12 protein-coding genes are annotated in these 15,871 nt (G+C 59.8%); 10 read left to right on the top strand and 2 right to left on the bottom strand.

Annotation, left to right across the window (positions count from 1 at the left end; genetic code table 11):
- Nucleotides 1–45: 45 nt before the first annotated feature.
- From PQR62_RS21860 to PQR62_RS21840, 5 genes are all read left to right on the top strand, one after another.
- A complete protein-coding gene (locus tag PQR62_RS21860) occupies nt 46–813 on the top strand; it encodes a GNAT family N-acetyltransferase (protein ID WP_408160159.1) in 768 nt (255 codons plus the stop codon).
- Nucleotides 810–1,703 (top strand): UDP-2,3-diacylglucosamine diphosphatase, encoded by an 894-nt coding sequence (locus PQR62_RS21855; protein WP_408160158.1) that lies wholly within the window; start codon nt 810–812, stop codon nt 1,701–1,703. Before PQR62_RS21860 ends, PQR62_RS21855 begins: the two co-directional genes overlap by 4 nt.
- Nucleotides 1,685–2,734, top strand: a complete 1,050-nt coding sequence (locus tag PQR62_RS21850) for a glycosyltransferase family 4 protein (protein WP_408160157.1) — start codon at nt 1,685–1,687, stop codon at nt 2,732–2,734. The genes PQR62_RS21855 and PQR62_RS21850 overlap by 19 nt, the downstream gene beginning before the upstream one ends.
- Nucleotides 2,735–3,061: 327 nt before the next feature.
- Nucleotides 3,062–5,173: a methyl-accepting chemotaxis protein gene (locus PQR62_RS21845; protein WP_408160156.1), complete on the top strand. Its 2,112-nt coding sequence runs from the start codon at nt 3,062–3,064 to the stop codon at nt 5,171–5,173.
- Nucleotides 5,174–5,948: 775 nt separating this feature from the next.
- A complete protein-coding gene (locus tag PQR62_RS21840; RefSeq protein ID WP_408160155.1) occupies nt 5,949–7,694 on the top strand; it encodes a methyl-accepting chemotaxis protein in 1,746 nt (581 codons plus the stop codon).
- Between the two features lie 142 nt (nt 7,695–7,836).
- On the opposite strand, the gene PQR62_RS21835 is transcribed toward PQR62_RS21840, so the two are convergent.
- Nucleotides 7,837–8,334 carry a SixA phosphatase family protein gene (locus PQR62_RS21835; RefSeq protein WP_408160154.1) on the bottom strand — a complete coding sequence of 166 codons (498 nt, stop codon included), beginning with the start codon at nt 8,332–8,334 and terminating at the stop codon, nt 7,837–7,839.
- 58 nt (nt 8,335–8,392) lie between these two features.
- Nucleotides 8,393–10,513 (bottom strand): polyphosphate kinase 1, encoded by a 2,121-nt coding sequence (ppk1, locus tag PQR62_RS21830; protein ID WP_408160153.1) that lies wholly within the window; start codon nt 10,511–10,513, stop codon nt 8,393–8,395.
- A gap of 518 nt (nt 10,514–11,031) precedes the next feature.
- Between ppk1 and pstS the strand changes: the two genes are divergently transcribed.
- The 5 genes from pstS (at nt 11,032) to phoU (ending at nt 15,840) form a co-directional block, all read left to right on the top strand.
- Nucleotides 11,032–12,081: a phosphate ABC transporter substrate-binding protein PstS gene (pstS, locus tag PQR62_RS21825; RefSeq protein ID WP_408160152.1), complete on the top strand. Its 1,050-nt coding sequence runs from the start codon at nt 11,032–11,034 to the stop codon at nt 12,079–12,081.
- A 114-nt stretch (nt 12,082–12,195) separates the two neighbouring features.
- Nucleotides 12,196–13,233 carry a phosphate ABC transporter permease subunit PstC gene (gene pstC, locus PQR62_RS21820; RefSeq protein WP_408160151.1) on the top strand — a complete coding sequence of 346 codons (1,038 nt, stop codon included), beginning with the start codon at nt 12,196–12,198 and terminating at the stop codon, nt 13,231–13,233.
- The gene (pstA, locus tag PQR62_RS21815; RefSeq protein WP_408160150.1) at nt 13,230–14,132 is read left to right on the top strand and encodes a phosphate ABC transporter permease PstA; all 903 of its coding nucleotides are present in this window, start codon (nt 13,230–13,232) and stop codon (nt 14,130–14,132) included. The genes pstC and pstA overlap by 4 nt, the downstream gene beginning before the upstream one ends.
- 17 nt (nt 14,133–14,149) lie before the next feature.
- Entirely contained in the window at nt 14,150–14,944 is a 795-nt protein-coding gene (gene pstB, locus PQR62_RS21810; protein ID WP_408160149.1) for a phosphate ABC transporter ATP-binding protein PstB, read from the top strand.
- A gap of 185 nt (nt 14,945–15,129) precedes the next feature.
- Complete coding sequence (gene phoU, locus PQR62_RS21805; protein WP_408160148.1) at nt 15,130–15,840, top strand: phosphate signaling complex protein PhoU; 711 nt, start codon at nt 15,130–15,132, stop codon at nt 15,838–15,840.
- Nucleotides 15,841–15,871 lie beyond the last annotated feature (31 nt).

Below are 15,871 nucleotides of genomic sequence, written 5' to 3'. Positions count from 1 at the left end.
TCGGTCGTTAGTCTCTGCATCGTTATAACCCAACAAGGATGATGCATGAGACTGCTTACCATTCCTGCCGATGCGAGCCCGAGTTTCTCCAAGCTGACCTTGAGCCTCGCGAGCACCCCGGAAGAAGTGCGTGAAGTACAACGCCTGCGTTACAAGGTTTTTATCGAAGCCATGAGTCTGTCGGCACTCGCCAATGCAGACGGCCTCGATAAGGACGACTTTGATAACTACTGCGATCACCTGATCGTGCGCGACAGCAAGACCCTCAGCGTGGTCGGCACCTACCGCGTGATGAGCCCGCACGCCGCGCGTCGCATGGGCAAGTTTTACTCCGAACAGGAATTCGATCTCTCGCGTCTCGACAATATCCGCGGCGTGATCGCCGAAGCCGGACGCGCCTGCATCCACCCCGATTACCGCAGCGGCGGCGTGATCATGCTGCTGTGGGCCGGCCTGGCCGCCTACATGCGCAAGGAGCGCTGCGAATATCTGATGGGCTGCGCCAGCGTCAGCCTGGCCGACGGCGGTCACAACGCAGCGGCGCTGTTCCATTCCTTCCAGGAAAAAAACATGGCGCCGGCCGACTACAGCGTCACGCCACTGCTGCCGTTCCCGATCGGTGAGCGCGAAGCCGGCCATGCGCCGCAAGTGCCGGCCTTGCTCAAGGGCTATCTGCGCAGCGGCGCATGGGTATGCGGCGAGCCGGCCTGGGATCCTGATTTCCACTCGGCCGATTTCTTCCTGCTGCTGCCGCTGGCCAAGCTGGACAATCGCTATGCCCGCCACTACCTCAAAGAGACGAGAACAGCATGAAGCCGCGCGATCCGTTTCTGGATGTGAATAGCCTGCTGGGCGACATCGGCGATGAGGACGATTTCAACGCCGGCGCGCCCGCAGAAAAGAAACGCAATCCTCTGCATTTCAGAACCATCTGGATTTCGGATGTGCACCTGGGCACCACCGGCTGCCAGGCAGAACGTCTGCTGGAATTCCTGCGCGCCACCGAATCCGAATCGCTGTATCTGGTCGGCGACATCATCGACGGCTGGCAGCTCAAGCGTCGCTGGTACTGGCAGCAAAGTCACAACAACGTGGTGCAGACGGTGCTCAAGAAAGCCAAGAAGGGCACCAACGTGGTGTTCGTGCCCGGCAATCACGATGAAGTGGTGCGCCAGTTCATCGACCTCGATTTCGGTGGCATCAAGATCCGTGACGAACTGGTGCACGTGACGGCCGACGGCAAGCGCATGCTGGTGCTGCATGGCGACCGCTTCGACGGCGTGATCGCCTGCGCCAAGTGGCTGGCCTATGTCGGCGATTCGCTGTACACCATGATTCTCAAGTTCAACCAGTGGTTCAACAGCTGGCGCGCGCGCGCCGGTCTGCCTTACTGGTCGCTGTCGCAATATCTGAAGTCCAAGGTCAAGAACGCGGTCAACTACATCTCATCCTTCGAGGATGCGCTGGCGCAGGAAGCACGCAAACGCGGCATGGACGGCGTGATCTGCGGCCACATTCACAAGCCGGAGATTCGCGACATCGGCGGCATTACCTACTGCAACGACGGCGACTGGGTGGAAAGCCTGTCGGCGCTGGTGGAAGAGCCGAGCGGCGAATTGCGTCTGGTCACCTGGCAGGAAATCATGCAAATCAAGCAAGGCCAGAAGGCCGCAACAAGGGAATTATGCGCATTGCCATCGTAAGCGACGCGGGCGAGCCGCAAGTCAACGGCGTCGTCAATACTTTACGTTCCACCACGGCCTGCCTGCGCAAGCTGGGACACGATGTGCTGATGCTGGCGCCGCGCGAGTTCCGCACCTTTGCCTGCCCGACCTATCCGGAAATCCGTCTGGCCTACAAACCATATGCACGGATTGCGGCTGCGCTGGATGCCTTTCAGCCCGACTGCGTACACATTTCCACCGAAGGTCCGATGGGCCTTGCGGCGCGCCGTTACTGCCTGCGCCGCAAGCTCAATTTCACGACCGCCTATCACACCCGCTTTCCGGAATATCTGGCGGCGCGCAAGCTGTTGCCGCGCGCGCTGACCTATCGTCTGCTGCGCTGGTTCCACGGACCGTCGCAGGCCATCATGGTGCCGACCCCGGCCATGAAACTGTCGCTGGAGCAGCACGGTTTCCGCAACGTGGTGTTGTGGGGACGCGGCGTCGATACCGAAAACTTCAAGCCGACCGTGGAGGATCATGCCTGCATAGAGCGGCCGCTTTTTCTGTATGTCGGCCGGGTGGCGGTAGAAAAGAATATCGAAGCCTTCCTCAAGCTCGATCTGCCCGGCAGCAAATGGGTCGTCGGAGATGGCCCCTTGCTGGAAGAGCTGAGCAGGCGTTATCCGGAGGTACGTTTCCTCGGTGGCAAGCAGCATGACGAATTGCCGGCCTATTACAGTTGCGCCGACGTCTTCGTGTTCCCCAGCCGTACCGACACCTTCGGCCTGGTCTTGCTGGAGGCGATGGCCTGCGGCGTGCCGGTGGCGGCGTTCCCGGTCGAAGGGCCGATCGACGTCGTCAATAACGGTGTCTCCGGCATCTTGCGCGAGGATTTGCGTCAGGCTTGCATCGAGGCGCAAGCGCTCGATCGCGACGCGGTGCGGGCGCATGCCGAGCGCAATTCGTGGGAGGCTTCGACCCAGCAATTCCTGCAGCATCTGCATCCGGCCAAGCGGCACGAGTCGCTGCGTATCGCCGCCATCGGTCCTGTCTCCAAGTCGCGCTGAGCGCCACCTCCCTCCTCGCTTCCAGACAATAGCGGCGCCGCGGCCGCTATTGCTTTTTCATGTCTGCGATGGCTTCGTTCCTCTGTCTCCAGTTGTCTTCAGCTTGCAACAATAGCTGAGCGCCTTCATTTTCCGATGCGGATATTTCTGCGTTTTGCAGCGCCCAGCATTGGCGCGGGATTACGGCCGGTTTTTTGTAACTTGGAACAAAATTTGCTAAACAGGAAACTCTGATCCGGGCTTTGGAAAGCCCGGATTGATGTCAAAAATACAAATATCGGGTTTCAGCAGTCGGGTTCTATTCCATCAATTTGACGGGGGAGTGCGATGAAAAACATATTTGCCAGTCTGGTGCTGTGGAAAAAGTTTGCCTTGCTGGGCGTAATCGGTCTGATCCTGTTTGGCGTGCCGACCGCGCTGTATCTCAGCAGTACCGAGCAGATCATCGCGCACAAGAAGCTGGAGATGGCGGGCGTCAACCCGGCGCGTCTGCTGTTGCGCACAGTGCAGATGATGCAACAGCATCGCGGCATGTCGGCGGTGATGCTGGGCGGCGATGCCGGCGTCGCCAGCGCGCGTGAAGGCAAGGCGGCCGATGTCGACAAGGCCTTGCAGGCGCTGCGTCAGGCGCTCCAGCAAATCCATGTCCGCGATCCCAAAATACTGTCGCAGCTCGATGTCCAGCAAGCCGACTGGAGCAAGCTGCGCGATGCCATCGGCGCACGCCAGCTGGCGCCGCCGCAAAGTTTCGCCACCCATAGCGGCATCATTGCGCATCTGTTCGAACTGAACGATCTGCTGCTGGACGAGTTCATGCTCAGTCTTGATCCCGATTTCGACAGCAGCCAGCTGATCGAAGGCGCCTTCGTGGCTTTGCCGCAATTGACCGAAGAACTCGGCAAGTCGCGTGCGCGCGGCGCTGCGGCGCTGCTCAAGAAGGACATCACGCAGAATGAGCGGGTGGAAATCATCGCCTTGCTGCAACGCGCGCAGGAGCGCCTGTCGCAGACCAACAAGGCCTTCCGGAAAGCCTTCCAGTTCAATGCCCCGCTCAAGGACAGGCTGGGAGCGGCGGTCGGCAACGCCGATCAGTTGTCGCAGGGGGTGATCAGACTGGCCAATGAGCAAATCATCCAGGCGCAGGACTTGTCCTATTCCTCGCCGGATTACTTCAAGGCCTTCACGGTCGCCATCGACGAGCAGTTCAAGCTGGTCGATCAGGTGATTGCGGCGCTGGATGGCCAGCTCGGCGCGCAGACTGCCTCCTTGCGCCGGCAACAGCTCACGGTGCTCGGTTCGATATTGCTGCTGGCCTTGCTGGCGGCCTGGGTCGGCACCATGCTGACGCGCTCGATCACTTTGCCGATGTCGGAATCGGTGCAGATGGCGCAACGCGTGGCTGCCTGCGATCTGACCTCGCGCGCGGAGGTGGTCGGCAAGGACGAGTCAGCGCAACTGCTGCACGCGCTCAACGGCATGACCGGCAGTCTGGTGCACATAGTCGGCGACGTGCGTTCCAGCATAGACGTGATCCATGTCGCCTCGCAGGAGATCGCCACCGGCAACAGCGACTTGTCCAGCCGCACCGAATCGCAGGCTTCCAGTCTGGAGCAAACCGCCAGTTCAATGGAGCAGCTGACCTCGACCGTCAAGCAGAATGCCGAGAACGCGAACGAAGCCAATCAACTGGCCAATTCAGCGGCTCAACTGGCGGTGCGCGGCGGTGAAGTGGTCGGTAGCGTGGTGCAGACCATGGGCTCGATCAAGGCAAGCTCGGGCAAGATCGTCGACATCATCAGCGTGATCGACGGCATTGCCTTTCAGACCAATATTCTGGCGCTGAATGCGGCGGTGGAAGCGGCGCGTGCCGGCGAGCAAGGACGTGGTTTTGCGGTGGTGGCGTCGGAAGTGCGCAGCCTGGCCCAGCGCAGCGCCAGTGCCGCCAAGGAAATCAAGGAGCTGATCAGCGACTCGGTCGGCAAGGTCGATGCCGGCGGCAAACTGGTGGACGAGGCCGGCGCGACGATGGAGGAGATCGTGACCTCGGTCAAGCACGTGGCGCACATCATGAGCGAGATCACGGTGGCCAGTCAGGAGCAGAGCGCCGGCATCGGGCAGGTCAACGATGCCATCACGCAAATGGAAGCGATCACCCAGCAGAATGCGGCGCTGGTGGAGCAGGCTGCGGCTGCGGCCGAAAGCCTGCAGGAACAGGCCGATCTGCTGGCCAGGACGGTCAGCGTGTTCAAGATCCAGGCGGGATCGTCCGGCCCCTCGGGTTTTGGCGAATTCAGCGCGGCAGTGCCGGTCGCGCCCGTATCTGCCGCCACCTCACCGGCGACCAGGGCCGCCGCCCTGCCCAAGCAGGCGGTACCGGTCAAGAAAGAAGCCAGGTCTCCGGCCAGGGCCAACGGCCCGGACGACTGGGAAGAATTCTGAGTCGTTGTTTTTTGGTTGCAGTCAGTCCGCCGGGCGATCCCTCTGCATAAAACGGATCGCCCGCGTCATTTCACGCGGCGCCCTGAATCTGCATCTTTGTCGCGCATTTTCAATGGTTTGCAGCGATTGCCGCGCACATCTCTGCCCTTATTCGGGGCGAGCGCCCCGCTTTGAACAGACTATGCAAAATGCGTATAAATGCATGCCAACAAAGCATTGGCTAGCGCTGCATGCGCTCTTCTAAGATTCGCGCTTGCCCCTTCTCCGGCGCTTGACTTGTCGTCTGGCGGAGAGGGTGTTGCCAGATTAATTTCAGCCGACGGCGATTGCCGGAAATACAAAAAAGAACACGGCGCATTCGGAGATCGCACCTGAGTTTTTGCAGTAATCACTTAAAGAAGAACTGAGCGGCTGCCGTCATCAGCATGGGCGGGCGCAGTCGTGCCCGCTCTGTTTCATGCGGTGAATTGTGCTGGCTGATGCGGCGATTTGCCGGCGCCCGGCGATCGCTGTTGACGGGTTTGCAAGATGCGGCTGACTTGCCATTGATGCTGTCGGGTGTGGGTGGCAGGCATGAATTGTGCTGAGCAAATGTGCTTGATCATAAGCGCGTTCGTTATGTTTTATCGTGAGGCCGGTCTGGGCTCACGCGCTGCATCGCGGGTCTTGCAAAGCGCCTTATCTAGGCTTTGTATGTTTGTTATACGGGTGCGTATATTGCACTCGCGCCACATTTGGGAAGACTGCGATTCTTTATCGGGGAAGGTGGAATTAGATGATCAAAAATATCAAGATCGGTGCGCGTCTCACACTGGGATTTTCCGTTGTTCTGGCCTGCGCGACCGTGATTCTGCTGATAGGCCTGTGGCGCATGGCCGAGCTTGAAGGCAGCAGCGAATATGTGATCGATGAAAAGGTTGCCGCCATGACGGCCGCCATGAACATGCGTGAAGCCGGCGGCGAGCTGGCGCTGGCGCTGCGCAAGGTGGTGACACCGACCGATGCCGCCGAAGGCAAGACCGAAAACGAACATCTGGGCAAGATCCTGCAAGCCTACACCGCGTTTGAAGGCAAGCTCGCAGCCTTGTCCACCAGCGCCCAGGGCAAGGCTTTGCTCGATGCTTCCATCGTGCAGCGCAAGCAGCTGTTCCCGGTGGTGGAAGCGATTCGCCAGCAGATTACCGGCGGCAATTACTTCGACGCCGCGCAGCAACTGAAGTCCGACTTCCTGCCGATTCATGAAAAGTGGATGAGCGGCGTGGCCGCGCTGGCCAGCTATCAGCAGGACGACATGAAAGCGGCACATGCCGACGCCCAGGCCAGCTATCGCCAGGCGCAGGTGGGCATGGTGGTGATCGGCGTGCTGACGCTGGCGCTGGGTCTGTTCCTGAGCTGGTATATCACGCGCACCATCATTGCGCCGCTCAAGCGCGCCGGCAGCATCGCGGACACTATTTCCAGCGGCGATCTGACCCAGATCATTGAAGAAAACGGCAAGGATGAAGCGGCTGCGCTGGTCAATTCGCTCAGCGGAATGCAGACCAATCTGGCCGCCACGCTGAATGAGGTAAAAGAAAGCGCCGCCATCATTTCGGTGGCCTCGCGTGAAATCGCGCGCGGCAACGTTGACCTGTCGAACCGCACCGAATCGCAGGCGTCCAGCCTGGAAGAAACCGCCAGTTCGATGGAACAGCTGACCTCGACCGTGCAGCAGAATGCCGAGAACGCACGCCAGGCCAATCAATTGGTCGTCTCCGCGTCGGACTATGCGATCAAGGGCGGCCGCGTGGTGGGCGACGTGGTGACGACGATGGGCTCGATCAAGGAAAGCTCGCGCAAGATCGTCGACATCATCGGCGTGATCGATGGCATTGCCTTCCAGACCAATATTCTGGCGCTCAATGCTGCGGTGGAAGCGGCGCGCGCCGGTGAGCAGGGCCGCGGTTTCGCGGTGGTGGCGTCGGAAGTGCGCTCGCTGGCGCAACGCTCGGCCAGCGCCGCCAAGGAAATCAAGACCCTGATCGGCGACTCGGTAGACAAAGTGGATGCCGGCGGCAAATTGGTCGATGAAGCCGGTGCGACCATGAATGAGATCGTGACCTCGGTCAAGCATGTGGCCGACATCATGGGCGAAATTACCGCCGCCAGCCAGGAGCAAAGCTCGGGCATCGCCGAAGTCAACAACGCGATTGCGCAGATCGATGAAATCACCCAGCAGAATGCCGCGCTGGTGGAAGAAGCCGCCGCCGCCGCCGAAAGTCTGCAGGAGCAATCGGAAGCGCTGGCGCACGCGGTCAGCATCTTCAAGCTGCATGCGCAGCAGGCTTCGGCGGCGCAAGCTGCACCGGCCAGCATCAAGCCCGCGCCGGCGATGACGCGTACGGTGAACCCGCCGCTGGAGATTCATGCTGCTGCGGCGCCGGCCAAGGCCAGCTTGCCCCATCAGGTAGCCAGGCCGGCTGCATCGGCCAAAAAAACGGCCGCCACTGCTGCGCGTGACGATGAGTTCGAAGAGTTCTGAGCGATGAGGGCGCCGCTCCCGTTTGAGCGGCCTTCTCCGGCAGACGGTCCCTGTATCTGCTGTACGTAAAAAAAGCCGCTACCCGATTCCGGAAGCGGCTTTTTTCATATTGCTGTGTTACCCGGGGCTTGCCGGGCGGCGTTTATTTGCCGTGGCTGCCGTGGCCGCCGTGGCTTTTGCCGGTGCTGGCAATCAGCTCCGGCGCAATCACCGCACGCAGATAATTGCTGGTGATGTCGCCGCGTTCGCGTTGAGCGATCCACCAGACATTGGCCTTGCGCAGCGACCATTCCTGTTGCTGGCCGCAGATCAGTTGCGATGCCACCAGACCGAGCGTCGGCTGATGGCCGATGATCAGCACCGGTTCGCGGCTGTCCGGCCAGTTGGCGGCGCGCAGCAGATCTTCGGCCGATTTGTCGGGCGCCAGATCGGGATGCACCTTGAACTTGCGGCCCATGGCTTCGGCGGTCTGCATGGTGCGCGTGGCCGGGCTGACCAGAATACGGCAGCTTTCCGGCAGATTGCGATCCAGCCAGTCGGCAATTTTCCAGGCCTGCTTGTGGCCCTTGCTGGTCAGGGCGCGTCCTTCATCCGGTTCGCCCAGCTCCGCTTCCGCGTGCCGCCATAAAATCAGCTCCATGTCAGGCTCCTTGTTTGTTGCTGTCTGCGCTCATATCAAATTTCATCTGCCGTGATGCTCAGACCGGTTCATCCGGCGGCACCGCAGGAATGCCCAGCGTGGTCATCAGATGCTGTTGCGCGCTGAAGGCGAGCTGTTTGCTACGCGCCTTCTTCAGCGTGTAACTGCCGTCGGCGCCCAGATGCCAGGCGTGAGTATTGTCTTTCAGGTAAGGGTTCAGGCCCTCGGTGATCACGCGCTTCTTCAATGCCTTGTCCAGCACAGGGAATGCGACTTCGATGCGGCGGAACAAGTTCCGGTTCATCCAGTCGGCGCTGGCCAGATACACATCATGCGCCAGATCGTTGCGGAAGTAATAGATGCGCGAGTGTTCCAGATAGCGGCCGATGATGGAGCGCACCTTGATGTTTTCCGACAGCCCGGCCACGCCCGGACGCAGGGCGCAGGCGCCGCGCACGATCAGATCGATCTTGACGCCGTCGGCCGAGGCCGCGTACAGCGCGCGGATCACCGACTCGTCCAGCAGCGCATTCATCTTGGCGATGATGCGCGCCGGCCGGCCTTCACGCGCGATCTGCGCTTCGTTGCGGATGGCGCGGATGATTTCCTTTTGCAGCGAGAACGGCGCCAGCCACAGGTGCGTCAGATTGCGCGGCTTGGTCAGGCTGGTCAGGTGAATGAAGACTTCGTTGACTTCGGTGGTCAGCTCGCGGTTCGAGGTCAGCAGGCCGAAGTCGGTGTAGAACTTGGTGGTGTTGGGGTGATAGTTGCCGGTGCCGAGGTGGGCATAGAAGTGCAGGGCTTCGGCCTCGCGCCGGATCACCAGCGCCAGCTTGGCATGCGTCTTCAGGCCAACCACGCCGTACACCACCTGGGCACCGGCCTGTTCCAGCTTGACCGCCCAGTTGATATTGGCTTCTTCGTCGAAGCGCGCCATCAGCTCCACGATCACGGTCACTTCCTTGCCGTGATGGGCGGCGTAGATCAGCGCTTCCATCAGATCGGAATTCATGCCGGTGCGATAAATGGTCTGCTTGATCGCCACCACGTCGCGGTCGTGCGCAGCGGTGCGGATGAAATCCACCACCGGCTGGAACGACTGGAAGGGGTGATGCAGCAGTACATCCTTCTTTTGCAGCACGCTGAAAATGTTTTCGTTCAGCAGCTGATGCGGCAGTGTCGGCGAAAACGGCGTGAAGCGCAGCGAAGGCTGCGACACCAGATCCACCAGCTCGGACAGGCGCACCATGTTGACCGGGCCATCCACCGCATACAGGCGGTTGCGCTCGATGCCGAACTGGTTCAGCAGGAACTGCGCCAGATGCTCGGGGCAATTGCTGGCCACTTCCAGCCGCACGGCGACGCCGAACTGGCGGCTTTGCAGTTCGCTTTCCAGCGCCTGCCGCAGATTCTTCACTTCTTCTTCATCCACCCACAGATCGCTGTTGCGGGTCACGCGGAACTGCGAATAGGCGGTGATTTCGCGGCCCGTGAACAATTCGGCAATATGCGCGTGGATCACCGAGGACAGCAGGCAGAACGAGACGCCGCCCTTGGGCGACAGGTGATCCGGCAGCCGGATCACGCGCGGCAGCACGCGCGGCGCCTTGACGATCACGATGCCGGTGCCGCGTCCAAAGGCGTCCTTGCCAGACAACTCGATGATGAAATTCAGGCTCTTGTTGAGCACCTGCGGGAATGGGTGGGCCGGATCGAGGCCGATCGGCGTCAGCAGCGGCCGCACGTTCTGTTCGAAATAGCCCTTGACCCACGCCCGCTGTGCTTCGTTGCGGTCTTCATGGCGCAGCAGATGGATGCCCTGTTTCGCCAGATTGGGCAGGATGTCGTCGTTGAGCAGTTGATACTGACGCGCCACGATGCGATGGCATTCGGCGCTGGTGTGTTCCAGCGCAGCGCGCAGTTCGGGCGGATCGATGTGTTCGCCTTCGATGCGGTTGGCCAGCAGGCTGGCAATGCGCACTTCGAAAAACTCGTCCAGATTGCTGCTGCAGATGCACAGATAGCGCAGCCGCTCCAGCAACGGCACGTTCTTGTCTTCGGCTTGCGCCAGCACGCGGCGGTTGAACGCCAGCTGCGACAGTTCGCGGTTCAGATAAATCGTGGTCGGGGGCAGTTCGGGCGGTGTGATGATGCTTTCCGGCTTGATTTTTTTGTTCATGCGTCGATCTCGGTTCCCAGGGCCACTTGGTTTTCCTGTCATGGTCGGCGTTCGCATACGGCGTCGACATGCGTGGCGCACCATGAGGCTTGTGTAAGTGGGCGCAGTGTAAGTGTGCTCTATGACGAGTTTATGACAAGCGTTATCGGCGCTTGTCATAAATCTACATGGCATTTTTACGGCAATGGCGGACTATTTTTCATCCAAACGGTTGTGAATCCAGCCGGTCGGTGCCGATCTTGTGTCGTTTATGACAGCTGTTACCCCTTTTCCGCTCCTTTTCGCGGTGCTCTCTATATTAGATTGCCATCTGGCAATTTCGGGCTTTCCGACAGTGGGCGGCTGCCGGCCGCGCTTTTCCATCCTTTCACCCGGCCGCCGGGCCACGTTGCGCACGATGCGACAAGCCTGCTGTAAAAATTTTCGCGCTCCGGACGCCGTCATAAACTCGTCACAATTGCTGGTTAAAGTTCGCCCTGTCTCAAAGGACACATTCTCTTCAAACAAAGGAGTAAGACATGGGGTTTAACCAGTTGATCAAGTCTGTTGCAGTTGCCGTGGCCGGTACCTTCGCATTCTCGGGCGCAGTGCACGCAGCAGAAATCACCGGCGCGGGCGCTTCGTTCCCGTACCCGGTGTATGCCAAATGGGCCGAATTGTACAAAGCAGCAACCGGTAACAGCCTGAACTACCAATCCATCGGTTCCGGCGGCGGTATTAAGCAAATCAAGGCCAAGACTGTCGATTTCGGCGCGTCGGATGCACCTCTGAAGCAAGAAGAACTGGAAGCCGACGGCCTGACCCAGTTCCCGGCAGTGGTCGGCGGCGTGGTGCCGGTGATCAATCTGGACGGCATCACGCCAGGCCAGGTGAAACTGTCCGGTCAAGTGCTGGGCGATATCTACGCCGGCAAGATCACCAAGTGGAATGCACCTGAAATCGCAGCCCTGAACAGCGGCGTCAAGCTGCCGGCGGAAGACATCACTGTCGTCTACCGTTCGGATTCGTCGGGTACTTCCTACGTGTTCACCAGCTACCTGTCGAAGGCTAACGCCGACTTCAAGTCCAAGATCGGAGCAGGCACAGCAGTCAAGTGGCCAGTCGGTGTGGGCGGCAAGGGTAACGAAGGCGTCGCCGCCAACGTGCAAAAGGTCAAGGGTTCGATCGGCTATGTGGAATACGCATACGTCAAGAAGAACAAGCTGAACTTCACGCAACTGAAGAACAAGGACGGCGCTTTCGTGTCGCCTGACGACGCAGCGTTCAAGTCGGCTACATCGGCGGGCGACTGGGCCAAGACTCCAGGTTTCGCAGTTGACTTCACCGACGCCGCAGGCAAGGGCAGCTGGCCAATCAGCAGCGCAACATTCATTCTGTTGCACAAGGCACAGGCTGGCGATGGCGCCAAGGGCAAGGAAGTCCTGAAATTCTTTGACTGGGCTTACAAGAACGGCGCAGCTGCTGCAGCTGATCTGGACTACGTCCCACTGCCAGCCAACGTCACCAAGCTGGTTGAAGATTCGTGGAAGTCGAACGTCAAGGATAGCAGCGGCAAGGCTATCTGGTAAGCACGCGGATCTGCACGATTCACCGTCGGTGAATCAGGCAATCAAATGAAGTACGGGGCGTCGTCCGGCAAGAAATCCAGGCCGGCGATGCCCCAAACTCAATGGTGAAATCGAATGAGCGCAAATATCTCCACCACGGCTATGTCGAATTCCAATCTGAACAAGCCCGCGATAGAAAGTGATAGCGCGCAAATGGCGCATCAGAAGTTGCTCGCCACCATGCGCAAGCAACGTATCCAGGATTTTCTGTTTCATAAAGTGACGCTCATCTTCGCACTGACCGTGCTGTTGATGCTGGGCGGCATTATCGTTTCTCTGTTCATCGGCGCCTGGCCTGCCTTTCATGAGTTCGGCCTGGGCTTCATCACCCGCGTTGAGTGGGACCCGATGAATGACCAGTACGGCGGCATGATTGCCATCGTCGGTACGCTGGTGACTTCCTTCATCGCCTTGCTGATCGCGTTCCCGGTCAGCTTCGGCATCGCCCTGTTCCTTACTGAAATCTGCCCGGCCCGTCTGCGTCGCCCGCTCGGCACCGCCGTTGAGCTGCTGGCCGGCGTGCCCAGCATCATCTACGGTATGTGGGGCCTGTTCGTGTTTGCGCCGCTGTTTGCCGAATACGTGCAACCGGCGCTGAAGGCGACGCTGGGTCAGGTGCCGGTCATCGGCATGCTGTTCCAGGGTCCGACCATGGGTATCGGGATTCTGACTGCAGGCCTGATCCTGTCGGTCATGATCATCCCCTTCATCGCCTCGGTGATGCGCGACGTCTTCGAAGTGGTGCCGGCAGTGCTCAAGGAATCGGCATACGGTCTCGGCTGCACCCGCTGGGAAGTGGTGCGCAAGGTGGTGCTGCCTTACACCAAGACCGGTGTGGTCGGCGGCGTCATGCTGGGCCTCGGCCGCGCACTGGGCGAAACCATGGCGGTCACCTTCGTGATCGGTAACTCGCACCGTCTGTCGTGGTCGCTGTTCGCCGCCGGCAACAGTATCGCCTCGACGCTGGCCAACGAAATCGCCGAAGCTTCCAGCAAGCTGCACGTGTCGTCGCTGTTCGCCCTCGGTCTGATTCTGTTCGTGATCACATTCATCGTGCTCTCCATCGCCAAGCTGATGCTGATGGGCATGGCACGCCAGGAAGGTAGCAAATGAGCACCCAACACACTCCAACAGCGGCTGCGTCCGCGACGGCGCCGGAAGCGGTAATGAACCCGGTCTATCGTCGCCGTCTGCTGCAACACCGTATCGGCATGCTGTTTTCCTTCCTCGCGATGGGCCTCGGCCTGTTCGTGCTGGCCTGGATTCTGCTGACGCTGATCGTCAAGGGTTTCAGCGCCATCAACCTCGGCATGCTGACGGAAAACACGCCAGGTCCGGGCGGCGAGGGCGGTGGTCTGCTCAATCCCATCATCGGCAGTCTGATGATGGTCGGTATCAGCACCCTGATCAGCACCCCGATCGGCATTCTGGCCGGCATCTATCTGGCCGAGTACGGCGAAGAAAGCAAGCTGGCGCAGGTCACCCGTTTCGTGACCGACATCATGCTGTCGGCGCCATCGATCGTGATCGGTCTGTTCGTCTATGCGATCTACGTCGCCAACGTCGGCCACTTCTCCGGCTGGGCCGGCACCTTCGCGATTTCGCTGATTGCGATTCCGGTGGTGGTGCGTACCACCGACAACATGCTCAAGCTGGTGCCAAGCGGTTTGCGCGAAGCCGCGTTCTCGCTCGGCGCACCGCGCTGGAAGGTCGCTGTCACGGTGCGTCTGCGTGCGGTCAAGGCCGGCGTCGTCACCGGTGTGCTGCTGGCGGTTGCACGTATCTCGGGTGAAACCGCGCCGCTGCTGTTCACTGCGCTCAACAACCAGTTCTTCAGCACCAACATGAACCGTCCGATCGCCAACCTGCCGGTGGTGATCAACCAGTTCGCGATGAGCCCTTACGACAACTGGACTGCGCTGGCATGGGGCGGCGCACTGCTGATCACCTTCAGCGTGCTGGCCCTGAACATTCTGTCGCGCACCCTGTTCAAGCAACAAATCCCCGGCTAATTTTTCAAGTGAACGATATGACTACGCAAACTGCATCGGCGGCATCGGCAACAGACAAAAAGGCCACCATCGAAATCTCGAATCTGAATTTCTATTACGGCGGATTTCAGGGGCTCAAGAACATCAATCTGAACATTCTCGAAGGCAAGGTGACTGCGTTCATCGGTCCTTCGGGCTGCGGCAAATCGACACTGCTGCGCACCTTCAACCGCATGTACGACCTGTATCCGGGGCAGCGCGCGGAAGGCAAGATCATGTACGCCGGCAACAATATTCTGGATGCCGGCCAGGATCTGAACATGCTGCGCGCCAAGGTCGGCATGGTGTTCCAGAAGCCGACGCCGTTCCCGATGTCGGTCTACGACAACATCGCCTTCGGTATCCGTCTGTACGAAAACCTGCCCAAGGGCGAGATGGACGAGCGCGTTGAATGGGCCCTGAACAAGGCGGCGCTGTGGGGTGAGGTCAAGGACAAGCTGCACAAGAGCGGTCTTTCGCTCTCCGGCGGTCAGCAGCAACGTCTGTGCATCGCACGCGGCGTGGCTGTGAAGCCTGAAGTGCTGCTGCTGGATGAGCCGACTTCAGCGCTGGATCCGATCTCGACCGCCAAGGTGGAAGAGCTGATCGGCGAGCTGAAGAACGACTACACCATCGCCATCGTGACGCACAACATGCAACAGGCCGCACGCTGCTCCGACTACACCGCCTACATGTACCTGGGCGAGCTGGTCGAGTTCGGCGAGACCGACCAGATTTTCATGAATCCGGTGCGCAAGGAAACCCAAGACTACATCACCGGCCGCTTTGGCTGATGAATGGCCGGATCGGCTACTGCGCACTCCAGTCTCCGGTCTGCGATGCTCACCGTACCTGCGTACGGCTGCGCTTCTTGACCAGAGCTTGAAGCGCTCGCTACGCCGCTACGGCCATTCGGCATGTAGTCAATGATGTGTATGAAACCGAATACAGCTGCATAGATAACAGCAAAGGAAATGACATGACAGGCGATCACTCTTCTAAACAGTACGACGCTGATCTGGAAACCATCCGTTCCAAGGTCTTGGGCATGGGCGGTATGGTGGAGCGCCAGTTTCAGGACGCGATTGCTGCTTTCCGCACCGGTAATGTCGAGCTCGCCAAGCGCGTGATGAATGACGACGAAGCCGTCAACCGCCTGGAAGTCGAGCTGGACGATGCGTGCAGCCATCTGATCGTGCGCCGTCAGCCGACCGCCAACGATCTGCGCACCACCATGGCGACCATCAAGATCATTACCGATCTGGAACGCGTGGGCGACGAAGCCACCAAGATTGCGCGTACCGCGATTCATCTGCACAAGCGCGGCGTCGGTCTGATCGATCACTACGAAACCGTGCGTCTGATCGCTGAAGAAGCTTCCGATCTGCTGCGCAGCGCGCTGGATGCGTTTGCCCGTCTGGACGACAAGCAGGCGCTGGAACTGATCGTGAAGGACGCCAGCATCGATCACGGCTTCCGTTCGATTACCCGCAGCCTGATTACCTTCATGATGGAAGATCCGCGCACCATTTCCAACGCCATCGACACGCTGTGGGTGGCCAAGGCCATCGAGCGTATCGGCGACCATGCCAAGAATATCTCCGAGTATGTGATCTTCGTGGTCGGCGGCAAGGACATCCGTCATACCGATATCGGTTCGGCCAAGGTGGTTGACGACGAAGAGGATTGATTTCGTCGCAGCCAAGCACGCTGCCGCTGCA

This window comes from Herbaspirillum lusitanum (assembly GCF_046025995.1).
Classification (GTDB): domain Bacteria; phylum Pseudomonadota; class Gammaproteobacteria; order Burkholderiales; family Burkholderiaceae_D; genus Herbaspirillum; species Herbaspirillum lusitanum_A.
This window is presented reverse-complemented; position numbering and strand designations above follow the sequence as displayed.